Annotated in this window: 9 protein-coding genes and 3 tRNA genes; 9 read left to right on the top strand and 3 right to left on the bottom strand. The window is 45.7% G+C overall.

Features of this window, described 5'->3' with window-relative positions; all coding sequences use genetic code 11:
• Positions 1-92: 92 nt before the first annotated feature.
• Positions 93-290: a CPXCG motif-containing cysteine-rich protein gene (locus DFP80_RS09335; RefSeq protein WP_113916601.1), complete on the bottom strand. Its 198-nt coding sequence runs from the start codon at positions 288-290 to the stop codon at positions 93-95.
• 209 nt (positions 291-499) lie between these two features.
• Here DFP80_RS09335 and DFP80_RS09330 point away from each other — a divergent pair, with 209 nt between their 5' ends.
• A complete protein-coding gene (locus DFP80_RS09330; protein ID WP_113916533.1) occupies positions 500-937 on the top strand; it encodes a DUF4156 domain-containing protein in 438 nt (145 codons plus the stop codon).
• Positions 938-1,054: 117 nt separating this feature from the next.
• Positions 1,055-1,483 (top strand): acyl-CoA thioesterase, encoded by a 429-nt coding sequence (locus DFP80_RS09325; RefSeq protein WP_113916532.1) that lies wholly within the window; start codon positions 1,055-1,057, stop codon positions 1,481-1,483.
• A 143-nt stretch (positions 1,484-1,626) separates the two neighbouring features.
• Here the strand turns inward: DFP80_RS09325 and DFP80_RS09320 are convergent.
• Together DFP80_RS09320 and DFP80_RS09315 are read right to left on the bottom strand one after the other, a co-directional pair.
• Positions 1,627-1,711: transfer RNA gene (locus tag DFP80_RS09320), tRNA-Leu, on the bottom strand.
• 75 nt (positions 1,712-1,786) lie between these two features.
• Positions 1,787-3,013, bottom strand: coding sequence for an EAL and HDOD domain-containing protein (locus tag DFP80_RS09315; RefSeq protein WP_113916531.1), 1,227 nt, complete (start codon positions 3,011-3,013; stop codon positions 1,787-1,789).
• A 200-nt stretch (positions 3,014-3,213) separates the two neighbouring features.
• On the opposite strand from DFP80_RS09315, the gene DFP80_RS09310 reads away from it, so the two are divergent.
• From DFP80_RS09310 to DFP80_RS09280, 7 genes are all read left to right on the top strand, one after another.
• Positions 3,214-3,289, top strand: a tRNA-Ala gene (locus tag DFP80_RS09310).
• A gap of 76 nt (positions 3,290-3,365) precedes the next feature.
• Positions 3,366-3,441, top strand: a tRNA-Ala gene (locus tag DFP80_RS09305).
• A gap of 115 nt (positions 3,442-3,556) precedes the next feature.
• Positions 3,557-7,003 (top strand): exodeoxyribonuclease V subunit gamma, encoded by a 3,447-nt coding sequence (recC, locus tag DFP80_RS09300; RefSeq protein ID WP_113916530.1) that lies wholly within the window; start codon positions 3,557-3,559, stop codon positions 7,001-7,003.
• On the top strand, positions 7,000-10,695 hold the full coding sequence (recB, locus tag DFP80_RS09295; RefSeq protein ID WP_113916529.1) for an exodeoxyribonuclease V subunit beta: 3,696 nt from the start codon (positions 7,000-7,002) through the stop codon (positions 10,693-10,695). Before recC ends, recB begins: the two co-directional genes overlap by 4 nt.
• Positions 10,682-12,616 carry an exodeoxyribonuclease V subunit alpha gene (gene recD / locus DFP80_RS09290; RefSeq protein ID WP_113916528.1) on the top strand — a complete coding sequence of 645 codons (1,935 nt, stop codon included), beginning with the start codon at positions 10,682-10,684 and terminating at the stop codon, positions 12,614-12,616. Before recB ends, recD begins: the two co-directional genes overlap by 14 nt.
• Before the next feature lie 169 nt (positions 12,617-12,785).
• Positions 12,786-13,793: a tryptophan--tRNA ligase gene (locus DFP80_RS09285; RefSeq protein WP_113916527.1), complete on the top strand. Its 1,008-nt coding sequence runs from the start codon at positions 12,786-12,788 to the stop codon at positions 13,791-13,793.
• 11 nt (positions 13,794-13,804) lie between these two features.
• On the top strand, positions 13,805-14,668 hold the full coding sequence (locus DFP80_RS09280; protein ID WP_113916526.1) for a Tim44 domain-containing protein: 864 nt from the start codon (positions 13,805-13,807) through the stop codon (positions 14,666-14,668).
• The last annotated feature ends 3 nt before the right edge of the window (positions 14,669-14,671 follow it).

Below are 14,671 nucleotides of genomic sequence, written 5' to 3'. Positions count from 1 at the left end.
TCGCCCTAAAGTTGCTACCAAGCTCGCCATTACTTCATCGAGACAAGCTTTTAAAGCTCTACACTGAGTGTTTTTTAGCTGGCATTTTTCAATCAATATGTCTCATTTTCCGAGTGAACGGAAACTGAGGTTGATCCATCAAAGGCAGTATCGATGTTGAAGATGATCGGTCGGCAGCAGACTTGGCAGTCTTCTATGTATTCTTGGCTTTCATCTAGCACTTCTATCACGACTTCGATGCTTTCGCCGCAGTAAGGGCAGGAGATGTCTTGTTCGATTAATTTGCTCATAAGTGCCTCTTTATTTTCTTTGCCTTTCTTTTGTATGGTTTTGGCTATGATTAGAGCATAGACAATAATGGCTCCGTTGGCTTGTGAGTTAGTTGGGTTGTCATGTTTATTCTTTGTTTTGTGTTTAAAAATCCACAGTATTGTCGATCTGCTTTCGTGGTATTTGTGCAACACTGTTATGATTTGAGCTTCAAAGGTGAGGTGCTGTGATGATTAACTTTATTAAATATTTATCCGCTTTGGCGTTACCTGTGCTGTTGCTTGGTTGTTCTTCGGGATCTCATGTGGTGACAGGGCAGCAGATGCCGGAGCTTGAAGTTGAGCAAGTGACAATATTCGAACAAGCACCAGTGTTTGATTATAAGGTTGTTGGTACGGTTAAGGCTTCTAGTGATAACGGTTTTACGGAAGAGTCTAGAAAAGAAAAAGCGACTCAAGAGCTGAAAGAGCAAGCGGCTAAAATTGGTGCAAATGGGGTGATTTTAGATGAAGTCACTCAGCTGTCTTTTAGGCGTTTAGGCACTGGTGTGGGAGTAAGCGCTAACAGTTCAGGTGGGTTGGGAACCTCTATTGGCTCGAGTTTTTCGTTCCCGACAACGGAAGCGAAAGGTACAGCGATTTATTATGAAGCTGATTTAGTCAAATAAGTCTGTTTGGTCATAGGTTTTTTAAATGCCTGAGATAAGATTTTGTTGTTACTCTCAGTCTATATAAACAGATACACTTGTTTTTAGTGAGCAGAGAAAATTGATTGAGAGAGAGTTATGTCAGAGTTTGAAGAAAAGGCAAAGGGTCGTCTTACGACTAGGACGGTTGCTATGCCGGGAGATACGAATCCAGCAGGTGATATTTTTGGTGGTTGGGTTGTATCACAAATGGACATCGCGGCTGGTATTTGTGCGGGCCAACGTGCTCAGTCTCGTGTGGTGACGGTTGCCTTGGATGGCATGAGTTTTATCCGACCGGTAAAGGTTGGTGATATTTTAGGGGTTTATACTAGAGTTGAGTCGGTTGGTCGTACTTCTATGAATATTCTTGTGGAAGCATGGGTTCGTCGTGGTCGAATTGGTCAGCGTGAGAAAGTAACAGAGGGCATGTTCAAGTTTGTCGCGATTGATGAATCTGGTGCATCAACGCCAATACCGAAAGAAGAAGACTTGCCAGATTATGTCATGCATGGCTTTGACGATTAATTCTTGATTGTCGTTTCATTTCTCGACGTACCAATGCTTGCTAGGCAATAGACTGATTTGTAGTGGGTATTGGTTTCGTTCTGAACGGAATGAAAGTCGAGAGCAAAAAAAAGCGCTTACCTAAGTAAGCGCTTTTTTTATGTTGGTACCAGTAGGCGGACTCGAACCGCCACACCCGAAGGCAACGGATTTTGAATCCGTCGTGTCTACCAATTCCACCACACTGGCCTTGAAAAAGGTGAAACGAATTCTATATTTTTTTGTATAAGTGTCAATCGTTTAACGAAAAAAAAAGCATGTAATTTAATTAATTGACTGCATAACCTCTTCTGACCACAACATAGCGTCTAAAAACGCTCTATTTAACGTTGTCCTTTCCGTTGAGCTCATTGCCTGAATGTTATCCCATTTTTGTTCTTCGCAGCTTAATGTTTGTGCTAGATAAGATCCTAATTCTCCTGTTTGATTCATGATGGCATTGAGCGTGTTTTCGTCTAAGGCGATTTGCTTTAGGACGACCGATTTTTCAACATTGAAAACGGCGTCTATACCGGACATCAGTCCAACCATGAAAGCAGAGTCCGCAACAGCTGATTTTTTGCTTTCGGCAAGCAACTGGCAGCAACGGCCACGAGTGAGTAAGACCTTTAACAGGGAGCTAGGTTGGTTCGTGGATGAGGTCAGTGTAATAAGTAGAGCCCATTTCTTTAATTGTACCAAGCCCAAGAATATAACCGCTTCTTTTATTGAGACAACGGTTTTCGTAACTCCACATACAGGGCTATTTAAGATTCGCAGTAGCTGGTACGACAGTTTGGGGTTTTTGGTGACTAAATCCGCTATAGCATCAATGCTGATGTCTTTATTTTGTAAGGCATTGACCAGCTCGATGGCTCCATGTGTTGCCGAGTCAATTTTTTTGCCTTTAATAAGCTCAGGTCTCTGTAAAAAATAGCCTTGGAACAGATCAAAGCCGAGGTTCTTACAAAATTCAAACATGGCTAAATCTTCGACCTTTTCGGCGAGCAATATTAAACCTCGGGACTTAAGTTCCGCTATTTGTGTGGCGTATTGTTCTGGCGGTGTTGTTAGTACATCTATTTTTACGATGGATATCCAAGGCAAGAGAGCTTGGTATTCGGTTGTAAACTGATAATCGTCTAATGCGAATCGGTAGCCTGCAGAGCGCCATTTTTTTAATGCTGCAAAGAATTCTGGCGTTAGCTTTTGACTTTCGAGAATTTCGATATAGACAGTGTCTGGGTCAATGGGAAAAAAAGCGTCTGACAACATAAGTTCTGTTGTCATGTTGATAAAAAAGGGTTTTTGTAATTGAGGTTTTAACTTAGTTATTCCAATGCATAAATTGACCAATACTTGGCCAGTGGCTATTTCGCCATTAGGGAAATTTGCGTTTAGGGCGTCCTTTCCACGGAATAACAGCTCATACCCAAAAATTTCTTTTGTTCTTTTGAGTATTGGTTGCTGAGCCATCATTAGATCATCTAATACCGTTGGAAATTCGATCATTGCGGTTCTCATTTTATTCAAACTTGTTGCGTTGCAGTTTTGTGTTATGGAAACAAAGATTTATCAAAACACAGGACGGTTTATGATAACAACTCTTTAAGTGTTAGATTTTGTTGTTTTAATGTCTTTAAAATACACTGAGTGGTTCGTAAAAAGGTTGACACAGTGGGGAAGCGCCCATAAAATTCTCGCCTGTTTTTGGGGCCTTAGCTCAGCTGGGAGAGCGGTTCGCTGGCAGCGAACAGGTCAGCGGTTCGATCCCGCTAGGCTCCACCAATTACTTTTCAATAACGGGTAACTGGAAAAAAACTATTCTCAGGACATTCTGTCTACATACGCTTTAGCGTTTTGTGGGGCCTTAGCTCAGCTGGGAGAGCGGTTCGCTGGCAGCGAACAGGTCAGCGGTTCGATCCCGCTAGGCTCCACCACTAAACTTCCGTATTCTCCCTTCATTTAAAGTATTCAGTTCTTCTTTTTTGTTGCGTCCAAGGTTAGGCTTATTAGTATTTTATTAAGCTCCTTTCTAACGCGTAGGATTCTTGCATGTTTCAACTTTACACAGGTAACCGTCTAGAAGATTTAGCCGTGTTGCTTGCGAAGATTCTGGCTGTTTCTCCACCAGAAAATCCGTTTGATGATGAATCCATTTTGGTGCAAAACCCCGGTATGGCGCAATGGCTGAAGATGTTCTTGGCCGAGTCGCATTCTATTGCCGCGGGTTTGGTGTTTCCTTTGCCTTCGACCTTTGTTTGGCAAACTTTTTCGCAAACCTTAGACGATATTCCCGCGCAGAGTGAATTTAACAAACCTTTCTTAGTGTGGCGCTTGATGCGCTTGTTGGATACTCGTCTTGGTGAGCCAGAATTTCAGGCGCTGAGTTGGTACCTTGAAGAAGACGATACGCAAATTCGGCGCTTTCAGTTATGCAGCAGTATAGCCGATATTTATGACCAATATTTGGTTTACCGTCCGGATTGGATCAAATCTTGGGAAGGCGGCGAAGCACAGGATCCCAAGCTGAAAGCCATCTTTGAGCAGCAACCTTGGCAAGCCATTTTGTGGCGAGATCTGGTTGCCGATGTGAGCCAGCAGGGAACCTCGCTTTATCATCGAGGCAATCTGATTGAAGCCTTGCATGACGCCACACAATCGTCTTCCCGACCTGTTGGCGTGCCTGAGCGAATCTTTATTTTTGGTGTGTCTTCTTTGCCGCCGAATACGCTTGAGTCTCTTCGCGTGCTGGCTGCTTCTGGCTGGATTGATGTGCATTTATTTTTACAGAACCCTTGCCGTTTTTACTGGGGCGATGTGGTTGATAAGCATTATTTAGGTCGAGAAATAAAACGCCAAACGCTCAAGCCAGGATTGAGTACCGATACCTTGCATTTGGACGCTAATCCACTGTTGTCAAGCTGGGGGCGTTTAGGTCGAGACTATATTGCGCAGCTACAAGAAATGGCTGACAACGAGTTGGAAGTTTTTGAAGATTATTTGAGCGATCAACCAAGTCGCACCGAGCAATCGAGCGGTATGTTGCAATGGATTCAGCAAGACGTGCTGACTTTAGAAAATCATGGCTCGAAACAAGAGCGAGACGCCAGCATTGCCAACGCTGACTATCGACATCCCCTTGCTGCCGATGATCAAAGTATTCGTGTTCATCGCTGCCACAGTCCATTGCGTGAAGTGGAGGTGTTACATGACCAGCTGTTGCAAATGTTCGAGAGTGATCCGAGCCTGACGCCAAAAGACGTCATCGTCATGTTGCCCGATGTGAATACTTACAGCCCGTTTGTTAAGGCCGTCTTTGGTTCTGTAAAAGGGAGTGGTGGTGTAAAAGGGAGTGGTTCCGTAAAAGGTAGCGCGCAGAGCAGAAAACAGATTCCTTTTGCTTTGATTGACCAATCTGGCGGTATGGAAAACCCGATTGTTGACGCCTATTTGTACTTGCTTGGTTTAGGCGAAAGTCGTTTCACCTTGTCCGAATTGATCAGCGTGTTAGAAGTGCCTGCGGTGTTGGCGCGTTTTGAATTAAGCGCCGATGAGTTAGAACGTATTCGCCAATGGTCGACGGAAGTGGGTATTCGTTGGGGATTAGATGGTAAAACCGCGCAGCAACATGATTTGCCCATTCAGGAATCCCATACTTGGCTGAATGGCGTGCGTCGCATGTTATTGGGTTATGCCATGGGTCACGACCATATTTGGGAGGGCACCTTAAGTTACGGCGATGTAGAAGGTTTAGAAGCGTCGGTGGCGGGTAAACTGGCGGAGTTCTTGGTCGCCATTAACGATGCTCAAGCGAAATTGATGGAATCTCTCGCGCCGAAAGAATGGATTTCGACTCTGTATTATTTAGCAGAGCGTTTCTTCTTATTGGAAGAAGACGATGCCTTTCAGGTCTTACTGACTAAGCAGCTTGATGCGCTGACCCTGCAATGGCAGCAAGCGCATTTTGATGCCCCATTGGATCAGCAAGTGATCCGCCAGTTGTTATCACCTTTGTTGCAAGAATCTCAAGGCGGTCAGCGCTTCTTAGCAGGTCGAGTGAACTTTTGTACCTTGATGCCCATGCGTTCTGTGCCGTTTAAAGTGATTTGCGTGTTGGGTTTAAACGAAGGGGATTATCCACGCAGTGTTGCGCCGATGGGCTTTGATTTAATGGTTGGGCAATATCGCAGTGGCGACCGAAGCCGACGGGAAGACGATAAATACTTGTTCCTTGAAGCCCTAATGTCAGCCCGAGATTGTTTCTATATCAGTTATGTTGGTCGCAGTATTCAAGACAACAGCGAGAAAAATCCGTCTATCTTAGTAAGTGAATTGCTGGAATACATCGGCCAAAGCTGTGTGTTTGAAGACGATCAAGCATTAGCGCCAGACGACGCGCAGAAAGCCTTGTTAGATCAGTTGATTCTCGAACATCCGTTGCAGCCATTTAACGCGGCGTATTATTCGTCTCAGCTATCTTTAGAAGCGAATTCGCAGGCATTTGATAAACGCTTATACAGTTATGATGAGCAATGGCTGCCAGCCTTGTTGAGTGTGCCTGTGGACGATGAGCATTCCGAGTTTTCACCTCTGGATGGTTTGGAGCAGCCAAGATTAGAGCTTGCCCTTGATGAGTTATCACGTTTTATTGGGCATCCAACGCGTTACTTCACCCAGCGTCGATTAAAAGCCTATTTGAGCCTGCAAGAAGAGGAAGAAAAAGAAGACGAGCCGTTTGCACTGGATGGTTTGGCCGGTTATCAATTACGCGAAGGTTTGCTGCAAGCCATGCTAAAAGGCGAGGAAAATCAGTTCGTCGAACGTTTATCTTTAATGGGCGCTTTGCCTTATGGCGCACTAGGGCGTTTGTCTTTGCAGCAGAGCCGCGGCCAGTGCCGTCAATTACTGTCTGTGTTGCAAGGTTATGCATTGGAAGAGTGTGAACCGATTGAAGTGAACTTGGCCCTTGGCAGTATTGTTTTGCAAGCTTGGCTGGATTTGCCCACAGCGACGACGCGTTTGTCTTATCGCATTGGCGAGTTGTCTGCCCATCAAAAAATGCAGGCGTGGATTGAGCATTTGGCTTTGTGCGCGCAAGGTACGCCAAAGCAACATCATCTTATAAATTTAACCAAAAACGGCAAATTGCTACAGCACAGTTTTATTCTTATCCCGCCGAAGGATGCTCAAGAGTATCTCAACACTATGCTGGCGTTACTGCAGCAAGGCTTGTGTCAGCCGATTGCCTTACCGGCCAAAAGTGCTGATGCATGGTGTAAAAGCTATTGTTCGAGCAAAGCGCAAGAAGACTTGGATATTGCTTGGGAGCAGGCGTTAAAACTCTACCAAGACAATAGCAGTGCTTTTACTCGCAGTGAGGTGGACGATGCTTATTGGCAGCGTTATTTCCCTGATCTAAATCGCCAAAAGGAACAGTTTGTCGCCTTGTGTGAGCAAATCTGGTTGCCCATGCATCGTCATTTGGAGGTGATGGAATGAGTCATTCTTCTGAGTCAGTTGTTAGCGAAGGAACCTTGAACACGATTCCTGAGCCGCTTAACGCCTTAACCTTTCCGTTGTTTGGTAAACGGTTAATCGAAGCCAGTGCCGGTACGGGTAAAACCTATACCATTGCTAACTTGTATTTGCGTTTGCTGGTGCCAACGGGGCCGTCTTTATCTGAAAATAGCGACGACTTAGACAAACCGCTGACGGTGGATCAAATCTTGGTGGTGACTTTCACTGAAGCCGCCACCGCCGAGTTAAAAGCCCGAATCCGTAGTCGCATACGAGCGGCGCGAAAAGCCTTATTGCAGGGCGAAAGTAGCGATGTATTTCTAGCGGATTGGATGGCGCAAATGTCAGCCGAGCAACGCGCTGGTGCCATTGAAAAACTACTGTATGCCGAAAAGCAAATGGATGAAGCGGCGGTTTTTACTATTCATGGTTTTTGTCAGCGCATGCTGAGTCAGAATGCGTTTGAAAGCCGGATGTTGTTTCAACAAACTATTGAGACCGACGAGCTGGCTCCGTTGTCTATGGCGGTGAAAGACGTTTGGCGCAGTGTGTTTTATCCGATGGACGACACAAAAGCCGCCTTGATTCAGCCAATTTGGTCGACCCCAGACGCCTTGTTGAAAGACTTGTATTTACTGAACAATCAGCCTGATGCCAAAATCGCCGTGCCAGATTACGACTGGGAAAATGCACTAAGTCAGGCACAAAAAACCATGGCGGCGGTGCGCGCCATGTGGCTCGCTCAGTCGCAAGATATTATCGACGCTCTTGAACGCAGTGGTATCAAGCGTACCTTTTGGCGTAAAGATCCGTCGAAAGACATTCAAGCCATCACACAATGGGCGAACTCGACGCGTTTTGAGTTAGACAAAAGCCTAGAAAAATTTGATACCAATGAGCACGCCAGTCGATTGAGCAAAGGTGGCGATTTGCCCGTGCACGAATTCTTTGGTTTGGTGCAAGCGTTGCGTGAAAGCTTTCCGGATGCTGGGCGATTAAAAGCCGTCTTGCTGACTCAGCTCTGGCAACAAACTCAAGAGCGCATGAAACGCTGGAAACGCAGCACGCAATCGCTGACGTTCACAGACTTGCTAACCTCTCTCGATGTGGCGCTAACGCAAGACGAAGCAGGCAAATTAGCCGAGCGTATTCGTCATCTTTATCCTATTGCTCTGATTGACGAGTTCCAAGACACGGATGCGGTGCAGTATCGGATTTTCTCGACGATTTATGCACCAGCGCAAGTGGATCAAAATGCGCTTGGCTTGATCATGATTGGCGACCCTAAGCAGGCGATTTATGCCTTTCGTGGCGCAGATATTTATACCTATTTAGCGGCCAAAAAACGCGTCGATGCTGTGTATTCCTTGGCGACCAATTATCGTTCTTCCGCGGCAATGATTCAGTCGGTTAATGGGCTTTTTACTACGCAAGCTGAACCTTTTCGTGTCGCAGGGATTCCTTTCGTGGAAGTGCAAGATCGTGGCGTTGCCAGTGGTTTTTATCGACAAGGCCAAGCGCAAGCGGCGTTGCAGTTTTTGTATCAACGCAGTGATGAGCCTGTGTCGGCAAAAGAATACCGTCAAACCATGGCGGAATCTTGCGCAGCGCATCTCCATGAAATTCTATTGGAAGGTCAGCAAGGGCAGGCGTTACTTGATGGCAAAGGCGTGCGGCCAAAAGACGTTGCCTTGTTGGTAACCAACTTTAGTCAAGCCAATGCTTTGAAAGACGCATTACGTCAGCGCGGTATTGCCAGTGTGTATTTGAGCGATAAGGGATCGGTGTTCGAAACCGTCGAAGCGCGAGAGCTATTGATCGTATTGACAGCGATTTTATCCAATGGACAAGAAAGCAAACTGCGCTCAGCACTGGCAACCAGCTTGGTCGATTGGTCGTTGGAAGACTTAGATACCCTCAATCACGACGATGTGGTGTACGAGAAATGGGGGCAAGCTTTCCGTGATTATCTAGATATTTGGGACAAACAAGGTTTGTTGCCGATGTTACGTGAGTTCATGCAGGACGTGGCTTTGGCCGCAAACATGCTAAGCCATACCGGTGGCGAACGTCGCTTAACGGACTTTTTGCATTTAACTGAAAAGTTACAGCAAAAGTCTCTTGAGTTGGATTCTAAAGAAGGCGTTTTACGTTACCTCAGGTTGGCAATTCAAAACCCAAATGGCAACAGCGACGAGCAAAAGATTCGACTTGAAACCGATGCGGAACTGGTGCGAATTGTCACCATTCACAAAAGTAAGGGGTTGGAATACCCCATCGTGTATTTGCCATTTGCTTTTACGCCGTATCGAGATCAAGAAAAATCGGCTTTGTATCACGATGCGCAGCAGCAATTGTGGATTGCTATTGATCCCGATGAAACACAAACCGAACAGCATAAAGAAGAACTATACGCGGCGGAAATTCGCTTGGCTTATGTGGCGTTAACGCGTTCTAAAGAGGCGTGTTTTATTGGCTCTATGGAAGTGGGCAAAAGCTCGAATAAGTCTCGTGGCGCAGTGTCAGATGTTCACCTTAGCGGTGTTGGGGCTTTGATTGGTGAAGGTGAGGCGCTTGAGGCAGGGGATTTGTACCCAAGCATCGAACGTCTTTGTGAGCGTTATCAAGAGGGACAAATGAGCTTGCTGGAATTGCCTGAGGAACCACTGCGTTTGCCTCGATTCAAAATGGCGCAGGCGCAATTGATCGAGCCTCATGCGAGGCACTTTACGGGTCGTGTGGAACGAGATTGGTGGGTGGGCAGTTATTCCTCACTGGTGGTAGAAGACAAAGAGCAACACGATGAAAGTGTGCCTGGCTTGGATGAAACCACACGCTTGCTGGATCCATTGACGGAAGACGTTGATGTAAAAGACAGTCAAGAAGCGCCAGAGCAAAACCGCTTCACTTTCCCCAAAGGCGCAAAGCCGGGGACATTCTTGCATGACACATTGGAAGGTAAAGCGCTTCATGATGTGTCGAGCAATCCGAGCTTTAACGATTTATTAAAAACCAGTCACCATAAGTTAATGGCTGATTTTTACGAACGTCAGGGTTTTGATGAATGGCAAGAGGTATTGAGTGAATGGCTGCCAGACATAGTGAACACAGAGCTAATGGCGGGAATGAGTTTAGGAAGTTTGGCACCATCGGCTTGTCGTAAGGAAATGGAGTTTTTTATTCCGGTGACAGGTATGAATGCTTTGCAATTGGATCGTATTTCTCGTGAACACGATGAGGTGTCTCGTGTTGCGCCTATGATTCAGGATCGTCCGTTAAAAGGCATGCTAAAAGGCTTTATCGATTTGTTGTTTGAGCATCAAGGGCGTTATTACGTGTTGGATTATAAGTCGAACTATTTGGGTGACAACTTTGCGGATTACGAGCCAGAGAAATTGGTTCATGCCATTGCCGAGCACAGATACGACTTGCAATATCAGCTTTATACCTTGGCGTTGCATCGCTTGTTGAAGCAGCGCTTGGCCAATTATGATTACGACAAACATGTTGGCGGCGTAGTGTATTTGTTCCTGCGAGGCATGCAGCCAGAACAGCAAACGGGTATTTTTCAAAGCCGTTTAAGTCTTGAGCATGTGACCGCTTTAGACAAACTGTTTAGTGGCGAAAGAGATAAGCCAGAAAATAAAGAGGCGGTGCAATATGGACTTTTCTAATCAGCTAGGTTTGCTCGACTCTATCAATGAAAAAACGCTCGAGGAAAATTCATCTGCTACTACGTCATTTAGTTTGTCTGGTTGGCAAGCCAAAGGCGTATTGCGAGCCATTGATTGCCAATGGATCGAACAGCTGGCGCAACATACCCAAGAAGGCAATTTAAGTGAAAATAATGGTGCGGTTCATATCGCTGGCGCTTTATGCAGTGCGTATTTAGGTGCGGGGCATATTTGTATCGATCTCGCAACTCTTTGGCAAAGTCCGCCAGAAGGTGTGGACTTAGAGGAGTTGCGAGTAGCGTTAGGCAATAGCGGCGTTAAGAGTGTTGCTGCTTGGTGTGAAGCCTTGCAGGCGAGCCGTTTAGTTTCGTTAGCACAAAATGTCGCCGAACGACCAATGGTGTTGGCTGGCACGCGTTTGTATTTGTATCGTTATTTTCAATATGAACAACAGGTGCTGAATTATCTCAAAGGACAATTTGCTGTTGCGCCTTTTGGCGTCGACGCAGGTTTGTTAGCACAACTTTTCCCGAATCAATCCGATACGGTTGATTGGCAAAAAGTCGCGGTCGCCAATGCGGCGAGCTTGCCTTTTTCTGTGATCAGCGGCGGTCCCGGAACCGGCAAAACAACCACTGTGACACGTTTACTGGCGTTACTGGTGGCTCAATCGCTTGCTGAAGGAAAGTTGTTACGTATCGAGTTAGCTGCGCCAACCGGTAAAGCGGCGGCTCGACTGACCGAGTCTATTTCAAATGCAAAAGCGGATTTGCCATTAAGTGACGACGTTAAGCTTGCCATTCCCGAACAAGCCAGCACCTTGCATCGTTTGTTAGGTAGCGAATTTGGACGCAGCCGTTTTAAACACAATAAAGAAAACCCCTTGCATTTGGATGTGTTGCTGGTGGACGAAGTGTCTATGGTGGATTTACCTATGATGGCGAAACTGATTGATGCCATGCCAACTCATGCACGATTGATTTTGCTTGGCGATAAAGATCAGCTTGCCTCGGTGGAAGCGGGCAGTGTTTTAGGGGATTTATCCTATGGCATCGAAGAGGTCTACTTCCAGCCAGAATGGGCGCAGCGCCTTGGTCACCTGACTGGAGAAAAGCTGGCACCATTTGGTAACCCATCGGCTCCGCCAATTAGCCGAGCGTTGACTTTGTTGCGCACCAGTTACCGCTTTGATGCTAATAGTGGTATCGGACACTTGGCAAAAGCCATGAACGTAGGTGACAGCCAAGCGGTTTTACGTTGTTTACAAGCTGACTACGCCGATATTGAGTGGCGAGCACCAGAAGAAGGGCAAACCAAGGCCGACATTGCAACATTGGCTAAAGGTTATGACGAGTATTGGGAAGCAGTACGTCAGAATTTAGCTATTGCAACGCTGTACGACGTGTTTTCGCGCTACCAGATTTTGACGGCGGTACGCCAAGGAGAGTTTGGTGTCGAGAAGGTGAATGTTCAATTGGAACACTATTTTTACCAACGTGGACGGGTAAAAGATCCGCATGTTTGGTATCCGGGGAAAGCCGTAATGTTAACGAAAAATGATGCGGCATTAGGTTTATTTAATGGTGATATTGGCCTTTGTATGCCAGATGAGTTTCAGCGTCTTCGTGTCTGGTTTATGCAACCGGATGGCTCTTTTTCGGGGTTGCTGCCGAGTCGCTTGAGCGAGTTTGAAGTGGTATTTGCGATGACGGTGCATAAATCTCAAGGTTCTGAGTTTGATCAAGTCGCTTTGTTATTGCCTATGGCGCCATCGCCAGTGTTAACTAAAGAGCTGCTTTACACTGGCATTACTCGGGCAAAGAAGGTGTTTACCTTGTGGGGATCAAGTGGGTTAATTCGGGCAGCGACCAGTACGCGTATTCAGCGTTATTCTGGTCTTATTGATGAGCTTTGGTATTGATATCGAGATATTCAGCGCCATTATTGCTAGAAGGTTTAAAAAACGAGTGAAAACTCAATCTAAATAATCTTGTTGTGCGATTCTTGATGTGGTTTTTTTATGTTAGGGTAAGCGGCATTTCAACATTTTAAAATTTCGACATTATGTAAAGTAGGAAAGAGTAGCAACAATGGCAAAAGAAATTGTTTTAACTGGTGTTACCACCACAGGTACTCCACACCTAGGAAACTATGTGGGGGCAATTCGTCCAGCGATCGAAGCGAGCCGTCAAGAAAATACAGAGTCTTATTTCTTTCTTGCCGACTATCATGCGTTGATCAAATGTCAGGATCCAGAGCGTGTGAAACAGTCTCGCTTAGAAATTGCGGCGACCTGGCTAGCGTGTGGCTTAGATACCGACAAAGCAACTTTCTACCGTCAGTCTGATATTCCTGAAATTGCTGAATTGAATTGGCTACTGACTTGCGTAACTGCAAAAGGTTTGATGAACCGCGCGCATGCTTATAAAGGTGCGGTGGATGAAAACCTTGCCAATGATCAGGATCCAGACTTTGGTATTACTATGGGTCTGTTCTGCTATCCAGTTTTGATGGCGGCGGATATTTTGGCGTTTAATGCGCATAAGGTGCCTGTTGGTCGTGATCAAATTCAGCACATCGAAATGGCGCGTGACATTGCAGGTCGTTTTAACCATTTATTTGGTGAACACTTCGTTTTACCTGAAGCAGTAGTAGGCGAAGAAGGCTCGATTCTGAAAGGCTTAGACGGTCGTAAGATGAGTAAGAGCTACAATAATACGATTCCCTTATTTGATACCGAGAAAAAGCTACAAAAAGGCATCAATAAGATCAAGACAAACTTGTTAGAGCCAGGTGAAGCGAAAGATCCTGAAGACTCTACTGTGTTTGATATTTATAAAGCGTTCGCAACGCCTGAGCAAACCGCTCAAATGCGTCAGAATTTTGCAGATGGAATTGCATGGGGTGAAGCGAAGAAGGAACTTTTTGCTCTGGTTAATGGTCAACTATCTGAACCACGTGAAAAGTACCTTGAGTTAATCGCCAATCCTGCTCATGTAGAAGAAATATTACAGGCAGGGGCAGACAAAGCACGGGCTCGTGCACGTGGAATGATTTCAGACTTACGTAATGCCGTTGGTTTGGTCAACTTTAAATAAAGGAGAGTTTTGTGAAAACAACAGTATTTGCCATGTTTATGGCGTTTGTTTTGGCAATCGGCGCTGGCGGTTATAGTGCGGATGTTCAGGCTAAAAAGTTTGGTGGTGGTAAGAGCTTTGGTAAAAGCTTTTCTATTTCTAAATCGAAAAGCACGACAGCTAATAGCAGCAGCACGACAAACGCTGCGGCTGGTGCTAAAAAACCTGGGTTTTTAGGTGGCTTAGGTGGTGGTTTGTTAGGTGGCTTGTTGGCTGGTGGCCTTTTTGCAGCCTTGTTAGGTAGCGGTGCTTTTGATGGCATCTCTTTCGGCGACATTTTGTTGTTTGCTGTGATAGGTTTCTTGATCTACAAGTTCTTTATTGCGCCAAAACGCCGTGCCGCTCAGGCTCAAGCCAGTGGTGCAAATGGTATGTTCCGCGAAATGCCGAACTCAACTCGCGATAATGTTCAGCCTTCTCCAATGTCTGGAATTAGTGGCTTTGGTGCGCAGCCAGAGATCAAACTTCCACCAGGATTTAATGAGCAGGCGTTTGTTGCTGAAGCAAAAAATCATTACATCACGCTGCAAAAAGCATGGGATGACAATAATTTCGATGAGATTCTAGATTATGTTAGTCCTGAGCTTTACAACCTTTTGGTTGCAGAACGCGCGACTCATGGTGATAACAAGCCTCGTACAGAAGTTATCTCTTTGATGGCTGAGCTTGTTCGTGGTGAGTATGTTGGCTCTACGGCTTCTATTTCTTTGCAGTTTTCAGGCTGGATCAAAGAGGGTGATCAGACTTCAGATACCAATGAAATTTGGCATTTGGAAAAAAATATGTCTGATGCAAATGGAAATTGGACAATAGTTGGGATACAACAAGACAACTAATTG

Source organism: Marinomonas rhizomae (assembly GCF_003315485.1).
GTDB lineage: Bacteria > Pseudomonadota > Gammaproteobacteria > Pseudomonadales > Marinomonadaceae > Marinomonas > Marinomonas rhizomae.
This window is presented reverse-complemented; position numbering and strand designations above follow the sequence as displayed.